The sequence below is a fragment of the Paenibacillus polygoni genome (assembly GCF_030263935.1).
Lineage (GTDB): Bacteria > Bacillota > Bacilli > Paenibacillales > Paenibacillaceae > Paenibacillus > Paenibacillus polygoni.
Window position 1 is genome coordinate 1,531,543 of the sequence record NZ_CP127162.1, and the last position, 25,673, is coordinate 1,557,215.

Below are 25,673 nucleotides of genomic sequence, written 5' to 3' on the forward strand. Positions count from 1 at the left end.
GAGTAAAAGGCTGAATTCCTACCTCGAATGAGTTAGGGACTCAGCCTTTTCTTTTATAAGACAAGTCTATTTTTAAAACTCATCAGCAGCAGGCGCTTTTTCAGCAATAAGAAAGTCATTGTGAGTAAGAGCGGACTGTTGTAGGACATTCTCATAGGTTGATAAAGCTTCCTTGCCCGCGGGAGTTAATCTATAGCTGCCTCGCTTAATACGTTCAAACCATCCATAATAGTTGTTTTGAAGGATGGAAGCAGCGGTGCTAATCCCCGTAATTCTTGCGAGCTGTGCAGGTGAGGCGAAGGGGAGAGGCTCAAGGGCAGAAGCTACTTTTAGGGCTCTCTCGCGGTAAGCAGTGACTAATTTCGTTTTGTGGCTGCCGCCAAGGTTATAATCCCCGCTGCGCCCCTCAAACTCTTGCAATAGTTTTTGTTTGCGTATGGATTTTCTTGTTTTTAGCTGACTTTGCGGTTGACATAAGATATCTACAAGTGCGGGTTTTGTCTTATAAGTAGTTATGGTAATGAGTCCAAGTCCAAGCTTCTGACAAAGCTCGCTAATTTCACTAAATCGCTGGTTCACCGCTCCGCGTTTAGCGCGGTTACGTTCAACAGCCAGATAAACATTGTTACTTATTTTTAATCGCTGCATCCCCTGAAGAAGCAGGGAGAGATTGAATGTTTTTTTGATTTCCACAATCAGCGGATCAGCCGATCCTTCTTTGACTCCAACAAGATCACAATACCGGATCTCGGATTTAATATGATACCCTTGCTTTTCGAAAAAGGATTTAACGGGTTCATATAATTCGGTTTCGTACCCCACAGCCATCCCTGTATCAAACTCCTTTTATGAATTTACTGCTTCTAATAGCGCTTGTTTTCTCATATACGTACAAGTATAACATTGCTCTTCTTTTTTCACCCTAACATACCTGGCGCTAGGATTCCCAAACCTTATCTTTCCTTGGTTTTTCTCATTTTTTGCGTCAAAAAGGGAGACCTGTCACAAAAAAAGAGGCAATTTATCCGAATTAACGCATAGGTATGTAATACACTTTTTTTAGATCAAAGTGTCGGACTTCTCTCACTAAAATGATCAGGAACTGAAGGCAGAGGAGCTTAGACAGTTAGGAAAAAGATGGGTTAGCAGTTCATGGAATGGACCTATTCGGAGTGGATGCTGAATCACTATGGAGCCATGGGAGGTACGAAAGAGCATGAATATTTTTGAACGCGTAGCTGAATTTCGTGAGGAAACCGATCGATTGTCATGGACGGGGACATTTAAAGACTATATTCAGATTTTGCAAAAGGATCCTACGCCTGCAATGACTGCTCATGCCAGAGTGTATGAAATGATCAAATCGTATGGTGTGGAAGAAAAAAATGGTCATAAACGGTATAAGTTTTTTGAACAACAAATTTTTGGACTAGACCGCAGTGTAGAAAGATTAGTTGAGGAATATTTTCACTCCGCAGCGAGAAGGCTGGATGTCCGAAAACGAATTTTGCTCTTAATGGGTCCGGTCAGCGGCGGAAAGTCTACACTTGTCACGTTGTTAAAACGCGGGTTGGAGCAATTCTCACGAACAGATAAAGGAGCGGTTTACGCCATAGAAGGCTGCCCTATGCACGAAGATCCGCTGCATTTGATTCCTCTTGAACTAAGACCCGAAGTAGAGAAAGAGCTTGGGGTACGAATCGAAGGAAACCTATGCCCTTCTTGCCAGATGCGCCTTCGTACAGAATACGATGGAGATATTGAACAAGTTCGAGTAGAACGCGTCTTTATATCAGAGGACAGCCGTGTGGGTATTGGAACCTTCAGTCCTTCAGATCCAAAATCGCAGGATATCGCTGATCTCACCGGCAGTATTGATTTTTCAACCATCACAGAATATGGTTCTGAATCAGATCCAAGGGCCTATCGGTTTGATGGAGAACTCAATAAGGCGAACCGCGGACTCATGGAGTTCCAGGAAATGCTGAAATGTGATGAGAAATTTTTATGGAATTTGCTTTCACTTACCCAAGAGGGGAACTTTAAGGCAGGGCGTTTTGCTCTTATCAGCGCAGATGAGCTTATCGTTGCTCACACCAACGAATCAGAGTACAAATCTTTTATATCGAATAAAAAGAATGAAGCATTACAATCCCGGATGATTGTTATGCCGGTTCCGTATAACTTGAAAGTTTCGGAAGAGGAGAAAATTTATAAAAAGCTGATTGAGCAAAGTGACATGCGCCATGTGCACATTGCCCCGCACGCTCTTAAGACGGCTGCCATTTTCTCCATACTTACTCGTTTAAAAGAATCAAAGAAACAAGGAATGGACCTTGTTAAAAAAATGCGGATGTACGATGGTCAAGAAGTAGAAGGATATAAAGAGGCAGATCTAAAGGAAATGCAAAACGAGTATCTTGAAGAAGGAATGACAGGAATTGATCCTCGTTATGTCATTAACCGAATTTCAAGCGCCCTCATTAAACAAAATCTAGAGTGCATTAATGCGCTTGATATCCTCAGAGCCATTAAGGATGGTCTGGACCAGCATGCTTCTATTACGAAAGAAGAACGTGAGAAGTATCTCAACTTCATTTCGATTGCACGTAAAGAATATGATGAGTTAGCGAAAAAAGAAGTACAAAAAGCGTTTGTCTATTCTTTTGAAGAGTCCGCGAAGACTTTGTTTGAAAATTATCTTGATAACATCGAAGCGTTCTGCAATTGGACGAAAATACGTGATCCGTTAACAGATGAAGCGATGGATCCAGATGAGCGCCTTATGCGCTCGATAGAAGAGCAGATCGGCGTATCTGAGAATGCAAAAAAAGCATTCCGTGAAGAAATTCTAATCCGGATTTCAGCATATTCGCGTAAAGATAAGAAGTTTGATTATAACAGTCATGATCGCTTAAGAGAGGCCATTGAGAAGAAATTGTTTGCAGATCTTAAGGATATCGTGAAGATTACGACATCGACAAAGACACCAGATGCGATTCAATTAAAGCGAATTAACGAAGTCAGCTCGAGACTTATTGATGGGCACGGATACTGCCCTGTATGCGCAAATGAACTTTTACGTTATGTCGGCAGCCTGCTGAATCGTTAATTCGGATATTTTGAGTGAAAATGTTGCTCGACTGTAGTACGTGTTATCCCATCCATCCACTTTGATTTAGATTGATAACAGCGTTAACTTAGGGTGACTTAACAGTTGCCTGGTTAACGCTTTTATTATGATAAAAAAGGAAAAATTTTGATGAAACAGGACTTTAGATCTATGTCGATCTAGGGTTTTCGTTCTATAATAATCAAAGTATGAATCGTAAATTGCACAAGAATACAGAAAGAAAGAGGAATCAAATCGTGATGATCAATGTTTCACAAGAAAGAAAAAAACAGCTCGATTTTATAGGACTAACAGATAGTGAATTGAAACTTCTTCATAGTCATCGTTCTGTTTTCGAGCAAATTGTGGACAAAGTTGTAGATCGTATGTATGAACATATCGGCCAAATCAAGGAACTCAGAACAATAATCGAGGGACACTCTACCATAGAACGACTTAAAGAAACACAACGTTGGTACTTTCTATCTTTAACAGATGGAGTCATTGATGAGCCTTTTATTGAGAAAAGAATTAAGATTGGTTTAGTACATTCTCACATTGGATTAAATGCCGATTATTATCTTGGAACCTATATGGTTTATCTGGATTTAGCTACCCAGTACATGCAGGAGTTTCTTCCAGACAATTGGTACCCTGTTATACATGCACTGACCAAGATGTTTAATTTCGATTCACAGCTTGTACTCGAAGCCTATGAAACGAAAGAAAAGGATACGATTAATGAGGTCGTAGAGGAACAGGAACTGATGTTAAAAGCTATTACGGAAGTATCTCAGAAGCTTACAGGAATGATCGACGAACTACATAGAAACACACAAGTGATTTCTGAGACTGCGAAAGAGACAGCAGCTTCACAAGAATTGGCTCATGGTTTAGTTAATGATCTGAATCAGGAAGTACAGCATATACAGAAGATGGGCACGCTTATTCGAGATATTTCAGACCAAAGTCATCTTCTTGGCTTGAATGCGGCAATAGAAGCAGCACATGCTGGAGAGAGCGGCAGGGGTTTTGAAATTGTAGCAGGCGAAATTCGCAAACTTGCAACCGGGTCTAAGAAAGCAATGGACCAAATCCAAGGAGTAGTAGATAGTATTATGACAAAGCTTGTACAAGTGAGTAAGGAATCAGATAATACAACCGGAAATACGGAAAGACAAGTTCACAGTTCCAAAGAATTAATCGCTTTTGTTGCTATGATGGAAGGCGTCTCTAAAGATTTAAAAGAGCTGCAGAAAAAGCATGTCTAGGAAGAACATTAGAAAGCGTATTCATTAATCTATGAGGTTTTCTCGTTTTCCGCTATAATAATGAGTATGCGGGTCTATAATTACCCCAGCTGATAATGTAACGGATAAACTATGATTGATATAGAGGTGATCAAATGGCATCGATACATGATGTGGCTAAAGAAGCTGGGGTTTCAGTTGCTACCGTTTCTAAGGTGCTGAATGATTATCCAGATGTAAGTGACAAAACTCGTAAAAAAGTGAATATGGTGATTGAACAGCTTCACTATCACCCTAATGTTGTCGCTCGGGGACTCGTAAAAAGAAGATCCTGGACAGTGGGCGTTCTCCTGACCGTTCCTTTTACCAATCCATTTGTTGCGGAACTGCTGGAAGGAATCAAAACAGCACTTGAAAACAGCGGATATGATCTGGTTCGGCTATCCACCCGTTTTGATGACCCCAATTATTCTTTTATCAAACATTGTCGCAGCCGCAACGTAGAAGGAGTTGTCGTGTTTGGGGTAGAGCGTGATAACCCGAGTATAGAAGAACTCCTTAATTCGGACATACCTACGATGTTCGTAGACACAGATATTATAGGAAAACGTGCGGGATACATTACAACGGATAACCAGAATGCAATCCAGATGAGTGTAAAGCATTTATACGAACTTGGTCATCAGAAAATTGCTTACATTTCAGGTACCCTCGGACCGTCCATTGCGAACATGCGGCTTGAAGGTTACAAAGAAGGACTGAAAAACTGCAATTTGCCTTATGTGACATCCTATCTTGAAGTTTGCGATTATTCTTTTGACGAAGGGGCCGCAGCGATGCGACGCTTGCTTCAGTTGGAAGATCCCCCCACAGGTGTTGTCTGTACATCGGATCTAGCGGCCTTTGGCGCGATTTATGAAATAGAAAGACATGGACTTCGTGTCCCCGAGGATGTTTCGGTCGTTGGTTTTGATAACACCTATCATGCCCAAGTGTTTAAACCCAATCTGACGACAATTAACCAAAATATTTATTCTATCGGAATTAAATCGATTGAATGCCTGATTGGCCTAATTGAAAATCCTGATTTCTCACCTCCTGTTATTACAGAGCCGTCTGAATTAATTGTAAGACAGACGACAGCAAGCCCAAGTGTTTTGGTATAAATTTTTTTACAAATAAGCATTTCTAGAAAGCAGCCTTAGGCATTGACCAGAATGGTCGATAAAGGCCGCTTATTCTAGAGATGCTTATTTCTGTTAGGGGAGGTTTATTTTCACCCGAAACGCTTATTTTTAAGAAATTTGATCAAATTTTCCTGAATGTCTATCATGACGGGTACTCGCACTATATAATGGTAAAGGTAAAGTGAAGATAAGATGAATGTTCAACAATCAATTACTTATGGCTATGAATATAAAGGAGTACAATTCATTGAATAAATTACTAAAATCACTTATGTTGCTGACTGCAATTATGCTGATCGGCAGTGTTGTTGTTTATGCAGAATTTAAGGGATCATCCCATTCAAATAGAGAACTAATGGAAGAAAATATAGATAACAAGCAAGAATCAGGGCAAGTGGATCAGCGGGAGAAATCGACACTACAAGCTATCGCGGAAGTGACAAATACGGAAAATCGTTTGTATATAGTACAAGAATCAGAAGGGTTTTATGAAGGGTTTATACTCAATTGGGAAAACAAAACCGCTGATTTTGATTGGAAAAGCATTGCATCGCCAGCCGCACCCGCTGAGTTATTCTCAGCTGATGTAACGGGTGATGGGACAAAAGATGCTATCATTACACTGCCAGCAGGGTATGGAACAGGCGTGTATTTGGAGGATATTCATATCGTTAATGGAAAAACATTGCGGGAAGAGCAGGTAGAAGTTGCAGCCGATGCTGCGAAAAAGTGGTTAGTTTCGAGTACGGAGTTCATTAGCCAGGAAGAGCTTCTCCTAAATCACATTGACTACCAGATGAACGAGAAGGAGCAGCTTACCGCTTTGATTGGGGTAGCGACATCCCCCTTACAATATGTTGGAGAGCTCGCTTTGACTTATGTATATAACGATGAAAAAGAGATGTTGATGATCGATTCCATTTCATATACTGCTTTTGAGTAAAATTTTGAATAAAACATTAAATAAAAAAGCCCGAAGAAGATGATCTCCTTCGGGAATCTGCCCATATATTTAAAAACTAAGGAATTAAACGGTTTGCAGTGCAAAAGACTGTTGATCAGAGAACTCAGAAAGCTGGTGCACACATTTGGAGAGGGTGCTTGCAGAAACATCATGTTTTGCAGCTAGTTCCGAATGACTTACTGTTTTACCAAGCTTCGTTGCCGTCAAGTATTCTAGAGCTCCAGCGTAACCGCCCGGCTTACGATAGCGAGGGGCTTCACTTTGGCTGTAGTCACTCCACAGCTTTGCCAATTGAGATTGCTGATCATACGACAGCGAGTAATCTTTTACAAGTTCCGGAATAACCGAAGCTGCTAACTCGCGGTGCGAATCACTTTCAAAGGGGAATTCAGACAGGTCAAGTGTTTTGTCTGTAGCTGTGACGGATGTAGCTTCAACGGACTGTACTGTTGGTGCTGGAGCTGATGTGGAAACAGCTCGTCTAGAACCTGTAATTACTTCAACCGAAGTGGCTACTCGTACATTACGTTGCTTTTCTCTGTCTTTCTCGAGGCAACATTTTTTATATTTTTTCCCACTGCCGCAGTGGCACGGTTCGTTTCTACCGATGTTGGACAATTTTGTTCGCTCCTTTATTCAATTGCAGATAATTCTAATGATGAGTGCTTACGATGTAACAAGCGCTGACAAAAGTAGATTATAACATATTTATCGGCTTTGTATGTATACGGGCATTAGATGACCAGTCCATCTATTATTCAATTTACCCCATGAAAAAGCCTGTTTCAACCCAAATTTGAGTGAAAACAGGCTTTTAGCTGGAAAAAGTACAAACTGATTTGATCTCACAGAATTATAAAATGGATTCAAGTTAGTAATTTTCTGTGCATTTTTTTGCCGTCAAAGGTAAACAGAACAGGTTTATCATCAATCATGGTCTCAAGATGAACAGCGCGGCCCCATAACTTATATACGTAAGGGAGCGTACGCTCCATGTATTTTAGATCAAGCTCAATGCCTTCATACTGGTGTTTTAATACAATTTCACCTGTCCGAAGGTGATCAGCATCCTTAACAACAAGATAGGGAGATCCGCCGTTAACCCTAGCAAAGACGAGCTGATCCCGTATATTTTCCCATGACTTATCGGTAATTTTCCAGTCAGGTCCTTTTTTCTCGAACACATATAGATCAAGGTCTTCAACCAGCTGCTTTGTCATGTAGTTACGGATGAAGGAGGTATCGGAATCATATTCACGTACTTCAAACATTTTAGCCCGGCCCCCGCCAGGAGTCCGTCCGAGTCGTTCTTGTTCATGTGAAGTTGGATGATCCCATCTTTTTTCAATGTCTTCGAAGATTTTAAGACCGAGATAATAAGGGTTCAAACTTTGTTTAGACGGCTGTACAACCGAGGCATTCAGCATCGCATATTCTACGGCTTCATCGCTCGTCAGATCCAGTTCACGGATGATGCGCTGATGCCAATACGAAGCCCAGCCTTCGTTCATAATCTTGGTCTCCATTTGCGGCCAGAAGTACAGCATTTCTTCGCGCAGCATGCTCATGATGTCTCTTTGCCAGTCAGTTAGTACTTCAGAGAACTCCTGAACGAACCACATGATGTCTTTTTCGGGTTCAGGAGGGAAGCGAAAGACTTGATGTGCATTTGGATCAGGATCCTCAGAGACTTTGACTCCGATATCCCAAAGGTCGTCATATCGCCCAGGCGGACGAACAGCGGGGTCTGGATTTTTTTGTTCTTTTATTTTTAGCTCCATATAGCGCTGTTTATCGAGATGCTGGGGTTTAATCAACTGTGGATCGACATGCTCCTGAATGGCAAGAACCGCATCAATGAAAGACTCGACGGCTTCTGTGCCGTACTCCAGTTCATACTGCTTAATCCGGTCTGCTGTTGCCGCCATACTTTCGACCATATTTCGGTTAGACTTGGAGAAGCGGGCGTTATTTTTAAAGAAGTCACAGTGAGCAAGGACATGGGCAACAATGAGTTTATTCTGAATAAGGGAGTTGCCGTCCAGCAAGAAGGCATAACATGGATCTGAGTTGATAACCAATTCGTAAATTTTGCTGAGCCCAAAATCATATTGCATCTTCATTTTCTGAAAGGTCTTCCCAAAGCTCCAGTGACTGAACCTGGTCGGCATGCCATACGCACCAAACGTGTAAATAATATCAGAAGGACAGATTTCATATCGCATTGGATAATAATCGAGTCCAAAGCCATTGGCGATCTCCATAATCTCGTCAATAGCATATTCCAGGTCTTTTAATTCACTTGAACTGCTCATGAGACGCTGCCTCCTTCTTTGTTATGAAAAAAGGTGCGCAGGGCCTTGTATACTTCGCCCTTTTCTTTGATGACGTAGTACATGAATTGATCCATCTTGATATTCCGGTAGGCAGACATCAGCGTACTGCTTCGATTATACTGATTGACCTCACCATAACCGAACATATTGCTTCTTTTCAGCAGTTCGCCGATTAATTTAACACAGCGTTCATTATCACTGGTTAGGTTATCGCCATCTGAGAAGTGAAAAGGGTAGATATTGTAACTTGAAGGCGGATAACGCTGATCTATAATCTCAAGGGCTTTAATATAGGCAGAAGAACAGATCGTACCGCCGCTTTCGCCGCGGGTGAAAAATTCTTCTTCGCTCACTTCTTTTGCTTCCGTATGATGGGCGAGGAAGACAATCTCTACTTTTTCGTATTGTTTCCGTAAGAACCGGGTCATCCAGAAAAAGAAGCTTCTTGCGCAATATTTTTCAAAAGAACCCATGGATCCGGATGTATCCATCATGGCAATAATGACGGCATTAGAGTGGGGGATGACAGTATCGTCCCAAGTTTTATAGCGGAGGTCATCAGGGCTGATGTGATGAATTCCTGGGTTGCCAGTGGTTGCATTCCGCCGTAAATTTTCTAAGATGGTCCGCTTCTTGTCGATGTTAGACTGCATCCCTTTTTTACGGATATCGTTAAACTTAATACTCTGTGTTTCAATTTCTTCTTTGTCTTTTTGTTTGAGGTGGGGTAAGGAAAGCTCGGAAAACAGCATATTTTCAAGGTCTTCCATGTTAATCTCTGCCTCTACAACGTCTTGACCTGGCTGATCGCCTGCTTTTTCACCTTTACCTGGTTTTTGACTCGCAGGATCACGTCCAATGACATCGCCGACCTGACTGTCTCCATCTCCTTGGCCGACATGCTTTTGTTTTTGATAATTATAGACAAAGCGATATTCATCCAGGCTCCGAATCGGAACTTTAATGATCTGTTTACCATCGGACATAATGATATTTTCTTCTGTAATAAGGTCGGGCAGGTTCTGCTTAATGATTTCTTTTACCTTCTGCTGATGGCGCAGCTGATCTTGGTAACCTTTACGGTGAAGAGACCAATCTTCTTTCGAAACGACAAATGAGTAAGGCTGGCGAGAATCCGGCATTCTAGGCACCTCCCCTGTAAATTGTGCGGCACAGTTTGACCTGCTGTAAATTAAGTATATTCACGGGCAGTGATGATATGTGATGACATTGATATAAAATAGAGAAGTGAAACATTTATCTTCCTATTATTGTCGTTAACTTACAGAAAATGATTCGCTTTTGCAGCGGTTCAGTGTATGATGGTTTAAAAGAGAAGAAGATAGGACCATCGTTTTCGTGCATGGTCAAAAGTGCAGGAGGGAATATAGCGCATGCAATATCAAAGTACTCGAGGACAGGTTAGTGAAGTAGGATTTATTGATGCATTTCTGATGGGGCTGGCTACAGATGGAGGTTTGCTCGTACCAAGTACCATTCCTGTCATATCCAGCGACAAGTTGGAAGAGTGGAGAACTCTTTCGTTTCAGGATCTAATGCTTGAGATTTTTTCTTATTACTTGAATGAAGAAATTCCGAACGATGAGCTGAAGGAAATGATCTATGCCAGTTACAGTACCTTCCGGCATGAAGACGTTACTCCCGTTCATCAACTTACGGATGATATATATTTACTTGAATTGTTCCATGGTCCAACATTTGCTTTCAAGGATATTGCGCTTCAGCTCATGGGACAGTTGTATAGTTATGTAGCTAAAAAGTATAAACGCCCAATTAATATTCTAGGTGCTACTTCTGGTGATACAGGAGCCTCTGCTATTCAAGGCGTTCGAGGTAAAGAAGGAATTAATATCTGTATCCTGCATCCAAACGGCAAAGTAAGTAAGGTGCAAGAACTTCAGATGACTACAGTACAAGATGAGAATGTGCTGAATTTATCAGTGGAAGGTAATTTTGATGACTGTCAGCGGATGATTAAGGAACTTTTTGCGGATGTGAATTTCAAAAATGAGCATCATCTGTGTGCAATTAATTCCATTAATATTGTTCGGATCCTTGCTCAAACCGTATACTATTTCTACGCCTATTTCCGGGTTACGGATCAGCGTCCTGAACTAAAGGGAGTACCGCTGCATTTCAGCGTACCTACAGGTAATTTCGGAGATATTTTTGCAGGATATCTAGCTTCACGAATGGGTCTACCTGTTGGTAAACTGGTACTTGCAACGAACGAGAATAATATATTAGAGCGTTTTGTGAAAGAAGGGATCTATAAACCTGACGGCTTCCATACGACGTACAGCCCTTCTATGGATATTCAGGTTGCGAGCAACTTTGAGAGATATCTTTATTACGTTTTGGATGAGGATGCAGAGCAAACGGAAAGCTATATGAAGAGTTTCCAGGAGAGCGGTGAAATTCGAATTCCACAAGAGCTGTTAAGCAAAGTTCAATCGGAATTTGCAGCATACGGTGTGATTGGGGCAGAGTGCCTTGCAACAATTCAAAAATATAACGATGAAAAAGCATATCTGCTCGATCCTCACTCCGCTTGCGGAGTGGCTGCAGCAGAACGTACGCTTCCTGCAGGAGAAGTTGTAGTTTCGTTAGCTACAGCGCATCCTGCAAAGTTTAATGAATCCATTGAACTTTGTGAGATCAAGCAGGAATTCCCGCCGCAAATCTCAGCACTCTATGACATGCCTGTTCGTAAAACGGAGGTAGAAGGAACGTTGGATCAAGTAGTTGCCGAACTCATTCCTTTTTACCATCGTCTTCAGGTGAAATAGTAGCGAAATTCAGTGAATAAAATAAAAACCGTCTAGGATGAAGAGCAGATCTACATCTTAGACGGTTTTTTGTGATTTTTGTAAGAAAGCCAGATCACTTTTGGAGTGAAAATTGATTTTTTTATTGATTCCAACTCTATAATCCTCCTAAAATAAAATGACAGAACAAAACACAAAATTCATTTATTTTTAATTATATCATGAAGAAAAAGGATCATCCGATTTAAATGTTTTAAATCGGGGTAAATCGGGGTAAACATGATCAGTTAAGTCAAATTATTTAATAGAAACATATAGGAGGCACCACCATGAGAGAGAAAAAAGAACCATTACATATAGATGTACTGTTTAAATGTCCAACGTGTGCAGAAGAAGTAAAAGTACATTTTGTAGAAGAACAGGTGGTCACCGTACGCTGTGAGAGTTGCCGACAAGGATATACATTAATGAGACCAACGATTGGTCAGGAAATACTGTTAGATTGGGAACAAGAGGCATTGTTTCAAAAAATGCGTGCCGAGAAAAAAGAACAGGATAACACAGAGATGATGGCTCTACTGATCAAAATTGTGGAACTGCTGACATGGAAGGACGAAGGTCGCGGTCAAATTCAGGCCATTGAAGCAGCACGTAGCTGGTTGTCTCATACCGATAAATCGAATGTTGTTCATGAACTTCTACATATCATTTCTGAGCAAGAAGGAAAGAAGGGTTTCCGATTATAACCGTTTAAAAACCGTTAAATCTGAAGATCTGACATAAAAAATTGGATTCTTGCTCATATTATCTTAAGTAACATAACTGTGTAGATGATAGGAGCGGATTCATGATGAAAAAGTGGTTTATGGTCAGCGTCATGATCATCTTGGTCGTGACTTGTGCTGGTGTCCACTATATACAGGCTTCCCCTGTGAAAGATGCATATCATTTTGGTTTCAAAAAAAGTAAAGATGGCGGGCTTGCATCCATCAATGAGGAAGGTTTCAAAGGAATTCTCGAAAAAAATGAAGCGATATTCCTTGGGGATACCTCACAAAAAGAGTTGTATTTAACGTTTGATAATGGTTATGAGAACGGGTATACCCCTGCTATTCTAGATGTGCTTAAGGACAAGAAAGTACCGGCGGCATTTTTTGTAACGGGGCATTATTTGAAAGATCAGCCTGAGCTGGTCAAAAGAATGAGTCAGGAAGGTCATATTGTAGGCAATCACTCCTGGAGTCATCCCGATCTGAGTGTAACACCAGATGCTAAAATTAAAGAAGAATTGGATAAAGTCAAACAGGAAGTATTTGCTCTAACAGGCAAGGAAATTCCTTATCTTCGTCCGCCACGCGGGATTTTCAGCGAACGTTCTCTTACTGTCAGTAAGAATGAAGGTTATATCAATGTGTTCTGGTCTATTGCCTATAAAGACTGGGATACGAAGGTACAGCATGGTGCTCAGTATGCCTACGATCAGGTGATGAAGCAGCTTCACCCAGGCGCGGTAATATTACTTCATTCGGTGTCTAAAGATAACACAGAGGCCTTAGGACAGATCATTGAAGCTGCTAGAGCACAAGGCTATACATTCAAAAGTTTGGACGAACTCAAAACAAAAACATATTAATTCACTGTGTCTTTAAATATATAAAAAGAAGATCGATCTATGTAAGATCGATCTTCTTTTTGGATTTAAGTTCCTTAAGCTCTAACAAAAACGAGTCCAATCGTTTTAGGTCCACAATGGCTTGAAATAACACAACCAGCTGTAGCCATTTCGATATGTTTTGCTTTGGTCTTTTCGTGTAAAGTCTTCTGAATGGCAAGTGCATCTTCTTCACACATGGAATGAACAACGATAATGGTATCATTATCCATTACATCGACATTGCTCAGTGCATTATTCATCATTTGGTCAATGGCTTTTTCGCGTTTGCCTCTAACTTTATATGCGGGCGTCATCTTTCCGTCAGTCACCTTGATGACAGGTCTGATTTTGAGAAGACTGCCGATTAGATTTTGCATTCCTGAACAGCGGCCGCCCATATATAGATAATCAAGTGTATCAATGACAAACTCGATTTCTACTTTTGGTCTCATCTCAGTCAGTATATCTACAATCTCAGTGATGGTTTTTCCTTGTTCCGCAGCTTGAACTGCTTTCATCACCATTACGCCAATTCCGGAAGATAAATTAAGTGAATCAAACACGGTAACGCTACCGTCTGGAAATTCGCCTGAAGCGATGAGTGCATTTTGATACGTAGAAGAAAGCTCAGATGAAAGGCTAATAAATAAAACCTGATAGCCCTGATCTATGTAAGGACCAAAAGAAGCCATAAAATCAGCAGGAGAAGGTGCTGCCGTTTTTGGAAGGCGACCTTCACGATCTACCCTTGCATACAGCTGTTCGGGGCTAATTTCAACACCATCTTTTAACGATTCATCGCCAAACACGGCATAAAGTGGAACAATACCAACCTCATGTTGCTGAACCCAAGTCTTAGGTAAATCACTGGTGCTGTCCGCAAAAATTTTAATTCGCGACATGTTAATCCCCTTTTTTAAAAATTTCATTTGTAGCATATGGAATCAAGTTCATCATTTTTAATGATTTATGAAATGGATTCACTGTCCTATTATAATGCATATAGACATTTGTAGCAAAAAGATCTGAGGTTATGGTCAAATCATACCTAAAATAAAGAAGCCTACAGTAATAAGTAATATGATTCCATGAAAAATGATCCCGGTAATAGGAATTATTTTTTTTCGATTCTTAATAGTTAGGCCAACAATCGCCAGAATCATACCAATTAGATTAAATAGTAAACCAACAAGGATCAGAACGCCGATAATGATTACATAAATACTCTCAAGCATTGCCTCAGGAGAATTGCTCTGTAAAATATCTTTGGCTGCAGCCGGTGCTAAGGCAAGAATCGTAATGTAGGTGATAAGAGATAGGATTCCCAGTACAAGCGAAGCGATTCCAGGACCTGAGTGTTTCAGGGTAGTTGCTGGCGGCTGGAATGTTCCATAAGGATTAATCACTTCTGTTACCTCTTCTTGTTTCGTGGTATCCCTTTCATGAACTTGCTCGAATTTATCCATCGGTATACTCCTTATTTTCTGTTTTACCATTTAATGTTTCATAAATCTTTCGAAAAAGCAAGAGAAAGGAGAACATGAGTACCGCTCTGAATGTTGCAGTTTAGTGACAAACCTCACTTTCGATAGCTTAGAGGAAACCAGTTGAGGTAAGATAATAGAAAGACAACAGGAACAAGGAGTGAGATGGAAGTGGCAAAAAAATGGATAGGCATCGGTTCAATACTAGTCATGCTTTCTGTTATGATTGGTGCATTTGGTGCACATATGTTAGAACCTATCATTGGTGAGGACAAGATTTCAGTATATGAAACAGGCGTTCATTATCACATGATCCATGCACTCGGCATCATTGTAATTGGAGTTATTGCAAAAGTTTTCGGGGAATCTAAGTTACTTGCTTGGTCAGCTAGGCTATTATTTATTGGTATTATATTATTCTCTGGAAGTTTATATGTACTAAGTATAAGTGGTATTGGTCCATTAGGAGCAATAACTCCTTTTGGCGGTGTTAGTTTTATTGCTGGCTGGATCTGTCTAGCGGTTACCGCTTTGAAGAAAGTATAAAAGAAACGGCTTCTCTCTATTGCTGAGAGAAGCCGTTTCTTTTATACGTATTTTTCGATTTCGGAAGTATGAATAGAGTATACTTGTTTCTCGTCAACGTGATAAATGCTTATTAACTTGGTTCCCTGATCATAATTTAATATTCGACAGGGGATGCTTTTTTGTTGCCCCTTGTTGTCTCTAATACGGATTCGAATGAGTCTGCCTGCTTGCATTGCAGAATTGATCCATTCGTCAGAAGGACACGTGGAAGCAGGTGGTGAATACGGCTGAGTTGCAGCATAGGATTGCGGTTTGTCTGCCATTCTGACCGCTCTAGGATCCGCTGAAGGGTGCTCGTGTAATGCTTCTTTGATTCTTGTACCCAGCTCAATACCGGACTGTATTCGAAAGTCACTGATTCCTTCCGGTTCATTCAGAATTTCAAGCAAAGCTTGCAAGGCAAGGGCATTGGTACGGCTGTGAATCATGATATCTACATTAAATAAAAAAGCTTGTTCATGATTTATGTTTGATGATATGGACTTGTTCATGTTTTTATTTACCCCACGCTGCAGATTTCTGTTACATTTTTTGGATATGTATTTTTTTAACTATATCATTAAAATGCAAGGATGAATAGTACAATAGACGTATAAAATTTCAAAAGAACGAATAGTAAGAGATCAAAATCGGGAGTTTCATAGGTTGTAGGACATGTTTTGTCAATAAATGGGTGCTCCGCTACTGTCCACACCGTTTATAAGACCTAGGAATATGATGTCGAGACGTAAAAGCGAAGGGGGTGTTTTACGCAAATGGTAACATTAGAACCGGTTCAAGTTGGAGAATATACCCTTACTGCCGTGGAAGTGAAGTTACCTAAAACGACACTCATTACAGTTTCGACATCAAAAGGATATATTATGTGCGGTGCGCTCGATGTAGGATTACTGAATGAGCGTTTGGGACAGCGGCAGATTATTGCAGCTAGAGCAGTAGGGGTGAAGACCATTGCGGAACTGCTGGCAGCACCAATGGAGTCTGTAACACATGAAGCCGAGAAATTAGGGATCGTACCTGGTATGACTGGAGTAGAAGCCCTGATTCGAATGATATGAGTAAAGCTGCTGAATTCTTAGCTCTTCAAAAACAAAGCAGCCCCTTCAGGGGCTGCTTAACAATTCAAATGATGAAAACACATTCGCTAACGCAGCGAATCCATTTTATATCTACAATAACATTACGAAATTGGTTCAGAGTATAAAGCTTTTAAATTTTGATCAAACGGAGCGCGGATGATTCCTTTTTCCGTAATAATAGCTGTTACATACTCGTTTGGTGTCACATCAAATGCGGGATTAAATACTTTGATTCCTTGGGGTGCAGTTCGCTTACCAAATCCTTCTGTTACTTCTTCCGGTGCACGTTCCTCGATCGGAATATGTGCGCCTGTCGGTGTATTCAGGTCAATGGTTGACATCGGACAAGCTACATAAAAAGGGATCCCATGTGCTTTAGCGAGTACAGCAACACTATAAGTTCCAATCTTATTTGCCACATCCCCATTAGCTGCTACACGGTCGGTACCTACGATAACGGCTTGAATCCAGCCCTTAGACATGACCATTCCAGCCATGTTATCCGTAATAAGCGTCACATCAATACCCGCCTGCTGCAGTTCAAATGCCGTTAAACGAGCACCTTGGAGAACAGGACGTGTCTCATCTGCAAAAATTTTGAGTTTCATTCCTTGTTCTTTGGCAAGATACATAGGAGCTGTAGCGGTACCATATTTAGCTGTTGCAAGTCCTCCTGCGTTACAGTGAGTCAGTACTCCCATTCCGTCTTGGAATAAAGGCAAGGCATGTTCACCAATCCGTCTGCATACTTCTTCATCCTCTGCGCGGATCGCAATGGCTTCTTGTACTAGACCTTCATTTAATGAAGAGATAGAGACGTAATTAGGATCTTCGCTGAGCTGTACAGCGGCTGCATACATACGGTCCAGCGCCCAGAATAGATTTACTGCGGTAGGTCTTGAAGTTGCAAGATAATCGCATACTTTCTTCACATTTTCAAGCCAGCCGGCAATATCCTCATTCGGATACTGGCCTGCACCAAGCACCACGCCAAAAGCTGCCGCGATACCTATTGCCGGAGCACCCCGCACTTTCATGGAGTGAATGGAATCCCATATCTCTTCCGGTGTATAGAGGTCCAGCATAACAATGGATTCAGGCAGCAGTCTCTGATCGAGAAGTTCAAGTCGATCTCCTCTCCAGTTAAGTGAAATTAATGGATTAAACTCTGTATTCGTGGTACTCGTGCTGAAATTGCTCATCGTTGTCCTACCTTTCCTTTGCTTGCGTCTGTAACGAGATTCATCAAGTCTGTAATGGATGTAATCCGGCGGTGATTTTTCACCAGGTTTTTGCCAATGGAGAGTGCTTTTCGTTCAGCTTGTTCTCGAATTGTTTCATTGCTAATGGTATCGATATCCGCTACATGAGCGAGTCCGACAATGCGGCGAATCATTTTGCTTCCAGCGAATCCAGCGCTGTCTTGAAGGAGTTTAGCTATATAGAACTCTTGATATCCTTTGGTACGAGCCATATAGTCCTGAACATCTTGATCCCATAGTTCGCAAAAACGGTGTTCAAACTCGGTCCATACATTCTGAACCATGAGAAGCAGTTCTTCTGCACGTGCGGTGGCGGCAGCTTCGTCTGTGATCCATCCTGGTATAGATACATAGTGCAGAAGCAAATTTGCAAGAACAGCACCGATATCAAATCCCATAGGTCCATAATAAGCGAATTCCGGGTCGATTACTTTTGTAGATTCTGATGTAACAAAAATACTGCCTGTATGAAGATCCCCATGAAGCAAGGCCTGCGCCTCAGTCAGAAACTTCTCTCTTAAAATCGCAATTTCTAAATGCAACTCGCGATCCGTACGAAGCGCCTCTGCTTCATCCTCGATTGAAGGAGAGTAATTGTTCCGTTCAGATAAGCGATAAGGCTCTTCAAAAATAAGATCTTCTGTAATTTTACATTGGTCTGGATTTACGAACTTCTTCACTTTTTCTTTCTTAAGTGATTGGTCCATGGCTAAATCGGATGTATAAAAAAGGGTCCGAGCCATAAACTCTCCGATATGTTTGGAAAACAGAGGATAGTGGTTTCCTTCAATTAATCCTTTTCTCATGATGACATGATCACTGAGATCTTCCATGATGGTTAGAGCAAGTTCATCATCATAATAATATACTTGCGGAACAGAGCCAGGGCAGATTCTATATTCTTCCTGTAGTACCTCACGTTCAATTCTTGCACGGTCTAGCGATAGGGGCCAGGATTCACCAACAATTTTGGCATAAGGCAAAGCCTGTTTAACTATCACGCTGTTGCGGGAATTCATATCTCTTATATGAAAGACGAGATTCAGATTTCCATCCCCAATTTCCTGGCAGGTTAGTTCACTGTTTGCATCAAATAGATCCAGTACTTTTTGAGACAATTGCATTGCTTCATCAAGAGTTAAAGGATGATATGAAGACAAGGTAGACACCTCCGCTAAAGTATATGTAGAAAGAATAAAACCAACTTCTTTACTTGGTATATCAGTATATCGGATTACTCTTCAATTTTATAGCATTTTTTTGGAACAATTTTCTTAATAGAGATTCTATTTAGGTTACAAGTCAGTTGAGAGATTTGTTTCATTAACTAGGCGTAAGGGTAAATTTAAAATAGCAGCGAAGAGAAGAACAGCAGCATCTGATCTTCATGAAATAAGAGGATTTCTAATCTACATAAAGATTGGAAAGTTACATTAAATTTTAAAAAAAGGATGGGATATCAATGGCTAAATCAACTAGCAAAACACAGACAAAAACAGGAGTAGAACAAATACTAAATCGTCAGGTTGCAAACCTGAATGTAATGTATGTGAAAATTCATAACTACCACTGGTATGTTACAGGTCCAAACTTCTTCTCACTCCATGTAAAATTTGAAGAATTGTATAATGCAGTTACTCTTCAAATGGATGAAATTGCGGAACGTCTCCTTACTATTAAAGGCAGCCCTGCCGCAACAATGAAAGAATATCTTGAGATTGCTTCCATCCAAGAAGCAGCTGGCGGCGAAGATACAAAAACAATGGTGCAAAATATCGTTGAAGACTTTGCTACCTTGTCCGAAGAATATGCGGAGGGTATTGAAGCAGCAGAAGAAGCAGGCGATCAGCCTACAGCAGACATGCTGACTGGATTCCAAGCTGACCTTGAAAAACATATGTGGATGCTTCGTTCTTATCTTGCTTAATTATAAAGGAAAAATAAAGATTCCAAAAAGGCTGACCTTATAAGGTCAGCCTTTTTGGTTAACGATGAAGGAATCATAATGAATTTGTGAAAAAAGCGAATCTCATTTGATTCGGTACCCTATTTCATATAGAATTCATATGTATCAGTGGTTACAGCGCAGTACTGCTGTCAAGTTGTGGAGAGTTTTAGGGAGAGAAGGGGATTTTCTTTCTGCAGTCTGTAAACTTTTTAACATAAATGACTTGAGAATCATTGAGAATCAGTTTAGAATTATTATAAAGTGATGCTTTGTAAAGCGAAACTGGAAATCAAGGGGCGACCCTATTTAGATAAACAATATGATTTCGACTATGAAATTATTTTATTGGAGGTTAAGGCACATATGGCTACAAATTTCGTCATTGAAGGACTTAAAGCAGAAATAGAAGGTAAGGAAATTCTGAAAGGAATTAACCTTAGCATGAAAGGTGGAGAAATCCACGCAATTATGGGTCCTAACGGTACAGGTAAAAGTACTTTAGCTTCCGCACTTATGGGCCACCCGAAATATGAAGTTACTGGCGGCTCGGTAACATTGAACGGTGAAGATGTACTAGAAATGGAAGTTGATGAGCGTGCTCGTGCAGGTATGTTCCTGGCTATGCAGTATCCAAGTGAAATTGCCGGTGTAACAAACTCCGACTTCTTGCGTAGTGCAATTAATGCACGTCGTGAAGAGGGAAGCGAAATCTCTCTTATCAAATTTATCCGTCAAATGGAAGGTAAAATGAAAGAACTTGAGATGAATCCTGAGTTTGCTCATCGTTACCTAAATGAAGGCTTCTCCGGCGGTGAGAAGAAACGTAATGAAATTTTGCAAATGATGCTGCTTGATCCATCCCTTGTTATTCTTGATGAAATTGACTCCGGTCTTGATATCGATGCACTTCGCATTGTAGCAAATGGTGTAAATGCAATGAAGAGCGAAGATCGCGGATTCCTCATCATCACTCACTACCAACGTTTGCTTAACTACATCAAACCTGATTTTGTTCACGTTATGATGCAAGGTCGTATCGTAAAATCCGGCGGTCCTGAACTTGCTGAACGTTTGGAAGCAGAAGGTTACGACTGGGTGAAAGAAGAGCTTGGTATTGAAGATGAAACTGTAGGACAAGAAGCGTAAAGATTAACGGAGGAGGACAAAAGTAAATGACAACACAAACCATTCTTCCGGTTGATTCCGTAGCGCTTCGTGCGTTATCCGAAAGCAAAAATGAGCCGGCTTGGCTCGCAGAACAGCGCCAAGCAGCGCTTGAACTTGCTGGGAGCCTTGAGCTTCCGAAACTGGAAAAAACAAAAATCGAACGTTGGAATATTTCAGCATACGGTCAATATAAAGCAGCTACCGCAATCTCTTTGGAAGAAGCTCCTGAAACTATACATTCTTTGATCAGAGAAGAGGAAGACGGAACTTTACTGATTCAGCGTAATTCCGGTGTTGTGTATAGTAATCTTTCCAAAGATCTAGCAGATCAAGGTGTGATCTTCATGGATCTAGAAACAGCAGTCCGTGAACATGAAGATCTTGTTAAAAAACACCTTCATACCGCAGTGAAATCAGATGAACACCAGCTTGCTGCGCTTCATTCTGCAATCTGGAACGGAGGAGTATTCCTTTATGTTCCTCGTAATGTAGTTCTCGACAAACCGGTTCAGGCCATTCTATTGTCTGATGATGGTACTGCAGCATTTGCACCGCATATTCTGATTATTGCCGATACGAACAGTGAAGTAACCTATGTAGATAATTATGTGTCTGGACAACTGGGTGCTGAAGTGTCTCATATCGGGGTAGCTGAAGTATTTGTAAAAGCAGGTGCAAAAGTTCGTTTTGCAACAGTTCACCAGTTTGGTGACCAAGTGACGGATGTTTCTTTCCGCCGCGCCGTTGTAGAGAACGATGGTTCCATTGAGTGGATCGTCGGAGAGATGAACACTGGCAATACGGCAAGTGATACACTTTCTGTGCTAAAAGGCAATGGTTCAACATCCGACCAAAAAACAATTGCTGTAGGTGCTGGTTCTCAAAAACTGAATTACACCACGCAAGCGAAACACTTTGGTAAGAGTTCTTCAAGCCAGATGATTACTCGCGCTGTCATGAGAGAAGAAGCAACAGCAATCATCAATGGTATTACCAAAATTGAAAAGGGTGCAACCAAAGCTGATGGTCAGCAGACAGAACGTGTTCTTATGCTTAGCCCGAAAGCACGTGGAGATGCGAACCCAATTCTCCTTATTGATGAAGATGATGTTACAGCAGGCCACGCTGCCTCTGTAGGTCAAGTGAATCAAGAACAAATTTTCTATTTGATGTCACGCGGTATTTCCCGTACGGATGCGGAAAGATTGATCATTTACGGATTCCTGGCTCCTGTTATTTCTGATATTCCATTGAAAGAATTGCAAGATCAATTGCAGTCTCTCGTTGAAAGGAAATTAGGACAATGAACGCCGAAGAGATTCGGAAACAGTTTCCCATCCTGGATCAAGAGATCAATGGGCATCCGTTAGTATATTTAGATAATGCAGCGACTTCCCAAAAGCCGATTGCTGTTATAGAAGCCGTAAAACATTACTATGAGTGGGAAAACTCAAACGTGCATCGCGGAGTTCATACGCTGGGCAGCCGTGCCACAGATGCTTATGAAGGTGCTCGTCAAAAAGTGGCCAAATTCATCAATGCAAGACGGACACAAGAGATTATTTTTACAAGAGGTACAACTACGGCACTAAACCTTGTTGCATCCTCCTATGGTCCTTCTGTACTTTCTGAAGGTGATGAGATTGTGATCACGCCTATGGAACATCATAGTAATCTGATTCCTTGGCAGCAACTTGCGTTACGCACAGGTGCTGTTCTGAAATATATTCCGCTTCAGCCAGACGGCAGTGTGTCATTGGCTGATGCAGAATCAACCATTACGTCAAAAACCAAAATCGTATCGATGGCATATGTATCTAATGTCCTTGGTGTCATCAACCCTGTGAAAGAGATTGCTGAGATTGCTCATCGTCATGGCGCTGTTATGGTCATCGATGGAGCTCAGAGTACTCCTCATATGAAAGTTGATGTACAGGATTTAGACTGTGACTTCTATACTTTGTCGGGACACAAAATGTGCGGTCCGACCGGTATCGGTGCACTTTATGGCAAGAAGGCGCTGCTTGAGTCCATGGAGCCGGTCGAATTTGGCGGCGAAATGATTGATGATGTTGGACTATACGAGTCCACTTGGAAAGAACTCCCTTGGAAATTTGAAGGAGGAACTCCGATTATCGCTGGCGCAGTAGGTCTCGGTGCAGCTATTGATTTCCTTGAGGAAATTGGCATGGACGAGATCGCAAGACATGAGAGTGTTTTAGCGAATTATGCTATGGATCGTTTATCTGAGATTGAAGGTATCACCATTTATGGTCCTAAGAAACGCCATGTCGGCCTTGCAACGTTTAACTTAGAGGGCGTTCATCCTCATGATGTAGCGACTGTACTTGATGCAAGCGGTGTAGCAATTCGTGCAGGACATCACTGTTGCCAGCCGCTTATGCGATGGCTTGAAGTAGGTTCTACTGCACGAGCTAGCTTTTATCTATATAATACGGAACAAGACGTTGATCGTCTTGTCAGCGCCTTAATCCAGACAAAGGAGTATTTTAGTGATGCAACTTGATGATCTGTATCGGCGCGTAATTATGGACCACTATAAAAATCCGCGAAATCGGGGTACTTTTGCTGATGACGCAGTCACAGTAAATTTAAACAATCCGACTTGCGGTGACCGGATTTCATTGCAACTGAAAGTTAAAGACGGAATTGTCGAGGATGCAAAGTATTCAGGAGATGGCTGTTCGATCAGTATGTCTTCTGCTTCCATGATGACTGAGGCTATTAAAGGCAAATCCATGGAAGAAGCTTTGAACTTGGCAGAACGTTTCTCGTCCTTGATGCAAGGAGAGGAACAAGAATTTGACGAATACGAAGATATTGAAGCCCTATCCGGTGTAAATAAATTCCCGGCTCGTATTAAATGTGCAACCCTTGCATGGAATGCACTGCGTAAAGGGATTGATGAGGATCACAAATCACAATAACGATAGGGAGGTAGACCCCGATGGCTAAAAAAGCTCCTGAAATGGAAGAATATAAATATGGTTTTCGTGACGAACACCAATCCATTTTTAAAACGGGTAAAGGTCTGACTGAAGAAGTAGTAAGAGAAATTTCCCGTATTAAAGAAGAACCAGAATGGATGCTTGAGTTCCGTCTGAAGTCTCTGAAACAATTTTACAAAATGGATATGCCAAAATGGGGTGGAGACCTTGACGGTCTCGACTTCAACGATATCCAGTACTATGTAAGACCTTCTGAGAAGCAAGGAAAAACGTGGGAAGAAGTACCGACAGAAATTAAAGAAACATTTGATAAACTGGGTATTCCTGAAGCAGAGCAAAAGTTCCTAGCTGGTGTATCTGCTCAGTATGAATCTGAGGTTGTATATCACAACATGCAGAAAGAACTGGAAGATCAAGGTGTAATCTTCATGGACACGGATACTGCACTCAGAGAACATCCAGAAATTTTGAAAGAGTATTTCGCTACGGTAATTCCTCCGGCAGATAACAAATTTGCTGCACTGAATAGTGCGGTATGGTCAGGCGGAAGCTTTATCTATGTACCAAAAGGCGTAAAATGTGAAGTGCCGCTTCAAGCCTACTTCCGGATTAACTCGGAAAATATGGGACAATTTGAGCGTACTTTGATTATTGCTGACGAAGATAGTTTCGTTCACTATGTAGAAGGCTGTACAGCTCCTGTATACAGCACGAATTCCCTGCATAGTGCAGTGGTTGAGATCATTGCGAAGAAGAACGCTCGCGTTCGTTATACAACGATCCAAAACTGGGCACCAAACATTTATAACCTGGTTACAAAACGTGCGGTTGCTGAAGAAAATGCAACGATGGAATGGGTCGATGGTAACATTGGTTCCAAACTAACGATGAAATATCCAGCTGTTGTACTGAAAGGCCGCGGTGCAAAAGGTTCCGTACTTTCCATTGCGGTTGCTGGTAAAGAACAGCATCAGGATGCAGGTGCTAAAATGATTCACCTTGCACCAGACACAACGTCTACAATCGTATCCAAATCCATCAGTAAACATGGTGGTAAAGTAACGTATCGTGGATTGGCATCCTTTGGACGTAACGCAGAAGGAGCAAAATCCAATATCAAATGTGATACACTCATTCTGGATAATGAATCCACTTCGGATACGATTCCTTATAATGAGATCATGAACGACAACATTACGTTGGAACATGAAGCTACAGTATCCAAAGTATCGGAAGAGCAGCTGTTCTATCTGATGAGCCGTGGTTTGTCAGAAGCAGAAGCTACACAAATGATCGTTATGGGCTTCATCGAGCCATTTACGAAAGAACTTCCAATGGAATATGCGGTAGAGATGAACCGTCTCATCAAGTTTGAGATGGAAGGAAGTATTGGTTAATCCTTGCTACACAAGGGTTTTCCGATGAACCTATCTGGTTAAGATCAAAATCTGACCAAAATATTATTTAACGTAATACTGAAAAAGGTCGAGGGCGCTTTCCTCGATCTTTTTCGTTATGTGTAAATTAGTGTTCGCGGTTGACTTTACGCTGCTATGTCCTAGGCATGCAGAAACATACTTTAGGTTCGCACCAGCTTCAAGAAGATGGATTACATGTGTACGTCTTAATGCATGTGGCGATAGAATGGGTAGACCAGCACGTGAGAGATAAGTCATTACTTGGGGATGTTAACGCTAAAACGGAGAGAGCTTTGAGGATTATCATAGATCTTGGAACAAAAATTAGTATTATAGAAGAAGACGAACTTTTAAAGTTCGTCTTAATCTTTTTGTATTAGTTTATTGAAAAAGGTTTTAAATTCCTGGATGTCCTGAGTTTCCATCACCACTTTTTTATTATCTGCGATAAGAATAGTTGGATATT

25 protein-coding genes are annotated in these 25,673 nt (G+C 41.2%); 15 read left to right on the forward strand and 10 right to left on the reverse strand.

Annotated elements, in window-relative coordinates; all coding sequences use genetic code 11:
- Window positions 1-72: 72 nt before the first annotated feature.
- A complete protein-coding gene (locus QPK24_RS07400) occupies window positions 73-828 on the reverse strand; it encodes a DUF2161 family putative PD-(D/E)XK-type phosphodiesterase (protein WP_285747498.1) in 756 nt (251 codons plus the stop codon).
- 388 nt (window positions 829-1,216) lie between these two features.
- Here QPK24_RS07400 and QPK24_RS07405 point away from each other — a divergent pair, with 388 nt between their 5' ends.
- From QPK24_RS07405 to QPK24_RS07420, 4 genes are all read left to right on the forward strand, one after another.
- Complete coding sequence (locus QPK24_RS07405) at window positions 1,217-3,112, forward strand: PrkA family serine protein kinase (RefSeq protein WP_160032890.1); 1,896 nt, start codon at window positions 1,217-1,219, stop codon at window positions 3,110-3,112.
- Window positions 3,113-3,372: 260 nt separating this feature from the next.
- Window positions 3,373-4,383, forward strand: a complete 1,011-nt coding sequence (locus QPK24_RS07410) for a globin-coupled sensor protein (RefSeq protein WP_285749168.1) — start codon at window positions 3,373-3,375, stop codon at window positions 4,381-4,383.
- Window positions 4,384-4,517: 134 nt separating this feature from the next.
- The gene (locus tag QPK24_RS07415) at window positions 4,518-5,528 is read left to right on the forward strand and encodes a LacI family DNA-binding transcriptional regulator (protein WP_285747501.1); all 1,011 of its coding nucleotides are present in this window, start codon (window positions 4,518-4,520) and stop codon (window positions 5,526-5,528) included.
- A 268-nt stretch (window positions 5,529-5,796) separates the two neighbouring features.
- Window positions 5,797-6,492 (forward strand): hypothetical protein, encoded by a 696-nt coding sequence (locus tag QPK24_RS07420; RefSeq protein ID WP_285747503.1) that lies wholly within the window; start codon window positions 5,797-5,799, stop codon window positions 6,490-6,492.
- An 84-nt stretch (window positions 6,493-6,576) separates the two neighbouring features.
- On the opposite strand, the gene QPK24_RS07425 is transcribed toward QPK24_RS07420, so the two are convergent.
- The 3 genes from QPK24_RS07425 to yhbH all read right to left on the reverse strand — a co-directional run bounded on the left by QPK24_RS07425 (window position 6,577) and on the right by yhbH (window position 9,991).
- Entirely contained in the window at window positions 6,577-7,131 is a 555-nt protein-coding gene (locus QPK24_RS07425; protein WP_285747505.1) for an SEC-C metal-binding domain-containing protein, read from the reverse strand.
- Between the two features lie 248 nt (window positions 7,132-7,379).
- Window positions 7,380-8,828: a SpoVR family protein gene (locus QPK24_RS07430; RefSeq protein ID WP_285747507.1), complete on the reverse strand. Its 1,449-nt coding sequence runs from the start codon at window positions 8,826-8,828 to the stop codon at window positions 7,380-7,382.
- A complete protein-coding gene (yhbH, locus tag QPK24_RS07435; protein WP_160032894.1) occupies window positions 8,825-9,991 on the reverse strand; it encodes a sporulation protein YhbH in 1,167 nt (388 codons plus the stop codon). Before yhbH ends, QPK24_RS07430 begins: the two co-directional genes overlap by 4 nt.
- 252 nt (window positions 9,992-10,243) lie before the next feature.
- Between yhbH and thrC the strand changes: the two genes are divergently transcribed.
- The 3 genes from thrC (at window position 10,244) to pdaA (ending at window position 13,271) form a co-directional block, all read left to right on the forward strand.
- Window positions 10,244-11,659: a threonine synthase gene (gene thrC, locus QPK24_RS07440; RefSeq protein WP_285747510.1), complete on the forward strand. Its 1,416-nt coding sequence runs from the start codon at window positions 10,244-10,246 to the stop codon at window positions 11,657-11,659.
- A gap of 308 nt (window positions 11,660-11,967) precedes the next feature.
- Window positions 11,968-12,384 carry a hypothetical protein gene (locus tag QPK24_RS07445; RefSeq protein ID WP_285747512.1) on the forward strand — a complete coding sequence of 139 codons (417 nt, stop codon included), beginning with the start codon at window positions 11,968-11,970 and terminating at the stop codon, window positions 12,382-12,384.
- Window positions 12,385-12,515: 131 nt separating this feature from the next.
- Entirely contained in the window at window positions 12,516-13,271 is a 756-nt protein-coding gene (gene pdaA / locus QPK24_RS07450; protein ID WP_407082999.1) for a delta-lactam-biosynthetic de-N-acetylase, read from the forward strand.
- 74 nt (window positions 13,272-13,345) lie between these two features.
- Here pdaA and QPK24_RS07455 read toward each other — a convergent pair whose 3' ends face one another.
- Both QPK24_RS07455 and QPK24_RS07460 read right to left on the reverse strand, forming a co-directional pair.
- On the reverse strand, window positions 13,346-14,194 hold the full coding sequence (locus QPK24_RS07455; RefSeq protein ID WP_285747514.1) for a DegV family protein: 849 nt from the start codon (window positions 14,192-14,194) through the stop codon (window positions 13,346-13,348).
- A 135-nt stretch (window positions 14,195-14,329) separates the two neighbouring features.
- On the reverse strand, window positions 14,330-14,758 hold the full coding sequence (locus tag QPK24_RS07460; RefSeq protein ID WP_285747516.1) for a hypothetical protein: 429 nt from the start codon (window positions 14,756-14,758) through the stop codon (window positions 14,330-14,332).
- Window positions 14,759-14,947: 189 nt separating this feature from the next.
- Between QPK24_RS07460 and QPK24_RS07465 the strand changes: the two genes are divergently transcribed.
- Window positions 14,948-15,322: a DUF423 domain-containing protein gene (locus tag QPK24_RS07465; protein WP_285747518.1), complete on the forward strand. Its 375-nt coding sequence runs from the start codon at window positions 14,948-14,950 to the stop codon at window positions 15,320-15,322.
- 41 nt (window positions 15,323-15,363) lie between these two features.
- Here the strand turns inward: QPK24_RS07465 and QPK24_RS07470 are convergent, their stop codons facing one another.
- Window positions 15,364-15,855, reverse strand: coding sequence for a hypothetical protein (locus QPK24_RS07470; RefSeq protein ID WP_285747520.1), 492 nt, complete (start codon window positions 15,853-15,855; stop codon window positions 15,364-15,366).
- A 264-nt stretch (window positions 15,856-16,119) separates the two neighbouring features.
- On the opposite strand from QPK24_RS07470, the gene QPK24_RS07475 reads away from it, so the two are divergent.
- Window positions 16,120-16,422, forward strand: a complete 303-nt coding sequence (locus QPK24_RS07475; protein ID WP_160032909.1) for a YunC family protein — start codon at window positions 16,120-16,122, stop codon at window positions 16,420-16,422.
- A 122-nt stretch (window positions 16,423-16,544) separates the two neighbouring features.
- Here QPK24_RS07475 and mtnA read toward each other — a convergent pair whose 3' ends face one another.
- Both mtnA and mtnK read right to left on the reverse strand, forming a co-directional pair.
- Entirely contained in the window at window positions 16,545-17,645 is a 1,101-nt protein-coding gene (gene mtnA / locus QPK24_RS07480) for an S-methyl-5-thioribose-1-phosphate isomerase (RefSeq protein WP_285747523.1), read from the reverse strand.
- Window positions 17,642-18,865, reverse strand: a complete 1,224-nt coding sequence (gene mtnK, locus QPK24_RS07485; protein WP_285747525.1) for an S-methyl-5-thioribose kinase — start codon at window positions 18,863-18,865, stop codon at window positions 17,642-17,644. Before mtnK ends, mtnA begins: the two co-directional genes overlap by 4 nt.
- 302 nt (window positions 18,866-19,167) lie before the next feature.
- On the opposite strand from mtnK, the gene QPK24_RS07490 reads away from it, so the two are divergent.
- The 6 genes from QPK24_RS07490 to sufB all read left to right on the forward strand — a co-directional run bounded on the left by QPK24_RS07490 (window position 19,168) and on the right by sufB (window position 25,186).
- Complete coding sequence (locus QPK24_RS07490) at window positions 19,168-19,632, forward strand: Dps family protein (RefSeq protein ID WP_285747527.1); 465 nt, start codon at window positions 19,168-19,170, stop codon at window positions 19,630-19,632.
- Between the two features lie 384 nt (window positions 19,633-20,016).
- On the forward strand, window positions 20,017-20,799 hold the full coding sequence (gene sufC / locus QPK24_RS07495; RefSeq protein WP_160032913.1) for a Fe-S cluster assembly ATPase SufC: 783 nt from the start codon (window positions 20,017-20,019) through the stop codon (window positions 20,797-20,799).
- A gap of 26 nt (window positions 20,800-20,825) precedes the next feature.
- A complete protein-coding gene (sufD, locus tag QPK24_RS07500; protein WP_285747531.1) occupies window positions 20,826-22,127 on the forward strand; it encodes a Fe-S cluster assembly protein SufD in 1,302 nt (433 codons plus the stop codon).
- On the forward strand, window positions 22,124-23,347 hold the full coding sequence (locus QPK24_RS07505) for a cysteine desulfurase (RefSeq protein WP_285747533.1): 1,224 nt from the start codon (window positions 22,124-22,126) through the stop codon (window positions 23,345-23,347). Before sufD ends, QPK24_RS07505 begins: the two co-directional genes overlap by 4 nt.
- Window positions 23,337-23,768, forward strand: coding sequence for a Fe-S cluster assembly sulfur transfer protein SufU (gene sufU / locus QPK24_RS07510; protein ID WP_213532094.1), 432 nt, complete (start codon window positions 23,337-23,339; stop codon window positions 23,766-23,768). The genes QPK24_RS07505 and sufU overlap by 11 nt, the downstream gene beginning before the upstream one ends.
- Before the next feature lie 20 nt (window positions 23,769-23,788).
- Window positions 23,789-25,186, forward strand: coding sequence for a Fe-S cluster assembly protein SufB (gene sufB / locus QPK24_RS07515; RefSeq protein WP_285747536.1), 1,398 nt, complete (start codon window positions 23,789-23,791; stop codon window positions 25,184-25,186).
- Between the two features lie 63 nt (window positions 25,187-25,249).
- Here sufB and QPK24_RS07520 read toward each other — a convergent pair whose 3' ends face one another.
- Window positions 25,250-25,465, reverse strand: coding sequence for a tyrosine-type recombinase/integrase (locus tag QPK24_RS07520; protein WP_285747538.1), 216 nt, complete (start codon window positions 25,463-25,465; stop codon window positions 25,250-25,252).
- Window positions 25,466-25,673: the final 208 nt, after the last annotated feature.

Excerpts from the sequence above, each read along its gene's own strand:
- QPK24_RS07475 (WP_160032909.1), top strand. The coding sequence starts at position 16,120 with ATGGTAACATTAGAACCGGTTCAAGTTGGAGAATATACCCTTACTGCC.
- QPK24_RS07400 (WP_285747498.1), bottom strand. The coding sequence starts at position 828 with ATGGCTGTGGGGTACGAAACCGAATTATATGAACCCGTTAAATCCTTT.
- QPK24_RS07505 (WP_285747533.1), top strand. The coding sequence starts at position 22,124 with ATGAACGCCGAAGAGATTCGGAAACAGTTTCCCATCCTGGATCAAGAG.
- sufC (WP_160032913.1), top strand. The coding sequence starts at position 20,017 with ATGGCTACAAATTTCGTCATTGAAGGACTTAAAGCAGAAATAGAAGGT.
- sufU (WP_213532094.1), top strand. The coding sequence starts at position 23,337 with ATGCAACTTGATGATCTGTATCGGCGCGTAATTATGGACCACTATAAA.
- mtnA (WP_285747523.1), bottom strand. The coding sequence starts at position 17,645 with ATGAGCAATTTCAGCACGAGTACCACGAATACAGAGTTTAATCCATTA.
- QPK24_RS07460 (WP_285747516.1), bottom strand. The coding sequence starts at position 14,758 with ATGGATAAATTCGAGCAAGTTCATGAAAGGGATACCACGAAACAAGAA.
- sufD (WP_285747531.1), top strand. The coding sequence starts at position 20,826 with ATGACAACACAAACCATTCTTCCGGTTGATTCCGTAGCGCTTCGTGCG.
- QPK24_RS07455 (WP_285747514.1), bottom strand. The coding sequence starts at position 14,194 with ATGTCGCGAATTAAAATTTTTGCGGACAGCACCAGTGATTTACCTAAG.
- QPK24_RS07470 (WP_285747520.1), bottom strand. The coding sequence starts at position 15,855 with ATGAACAAGTCCATATCATCAAACATAAATCATGAACAAGCTTTTTTA.
- sufB (WP_285747536.1), top strand. The coding sequence starts at position 23,789 with ATGGCTAAAAAAGCTCCTGAAATGGAAGAATATAAATATGGTTTTCGT.
- QPK24_RS07445 (WP_285747512.1), top strand. The coding sequence starts at position 11,968 with ATGAGAGAGAAAAAAGAACCATTACATATAGATGTACTGTTTAAATGT.
- QPK24_RS07430 (WP_285747507.1), bottom strand. The coding sequence starts at position 8,828 with ATGAGCAGTTCAAGTGAATTAAAAGACCTGGAATATGCTATTGACGAG.
- yhbH (WP_160032894.1), bottom strand. The coding sequence starts at position 9,991 with ATGCCGGATTCTCGCCAGCCTTACTCATTTGTCGTTTCGAAAGAAGAT.
- pdaA (WP_407082999.1), top strand. The coding sequence starts at position 12,516 with ATGATCATCTTGGTCGTGACTTGTGCTGGTGTCCACTATATACAGGCT.
- QPK24_RS07405 (WP_160032890.1), top strand. The coding sequence starts at position 1,217 with ATGAATATTTTTGAACGCGTAGCTGAATTTCGTGAGGAAACCGATCGA.
- QPK24_RS07415 (WP_285747501.1), top strand. The coding sequence starts at position 4,518 with ATGGCATCGATACATGATGTGGCTAAAGAAGCTGGGGTTTCAGTTGCT.
- thrC (WP_285747510.1), top strand. The coding sequence starts at position 10,244 with ATGCAATATCAAAGTACTCGAGGACAGGTTAGTGAAGTAGGATTTATT.
- QPK24_RS07410 (WP_285749168.1), top strand. The coding sequence starts at position 3,373 with ATGATCAATGTTTCACAAGAAAGAAAAAAACAGCTCGATTTTATAGGA.
- QPK24_RS07520 (WP_285747538.1), bottom strand. The coding sequence starts at position 25,465 with ATGACTTATCTCTCACGTGCTGGTCTACCCATTCTATCGCCACATGCA.
- QPK24_RS07490 (WP_285747527.1), top strand. The coding sequence starts at position 19,168 with ATGGCTAAATCAACTAGCAAAACACAGACAAAAACAGGAGTAGAACAA.